The 247-nt window shown below is 42.5% G+C and carries 1 tRNA gene; it reads right to left on the reverse strand.

From position 1 onward, the window contains the following. Positions 1-102 precede the first annotated feature (102 nt). Positions 103-178: transfer RNA gene (locus tag AB4238_RS19535), tRNA-Glu, on the reverse strand. Positions 179-247 lie beyond the last annotated feature (69 nt).

Here is a 247-nt window from a genome sequence, read left to right on the forward strand (position 1 = left end):
GGACTGCATTAGACTCTGCAAAGAGTGAATACTCATTAAACCCTGTAGGCTAAGGTTTAACGCTTGTTTAATTTCTCGACATTCATCAAGAAAAATAAATAGTGGTATCCCCAAGGGGATTCGAACCCCTGTTACCGCCGTGAAAGGGCGGTGTCCTAGGCCTCTAGACGATGGGGACCCGGACATATTGTTTTACTTCTAATATAACGAAGACCTATAAGTCACACTTTAGAAGGCTATTAAAGTG

Origin of the sequence: Shewanella sp. 10N.286.45.A1 (assembly GCF_041470405.1) — a bacterium.
GTDB lineage: Bacteria > Pseudomonadota > Gammaproteobacteria > Enterobacterales > Shewanellaceae > Shewanella.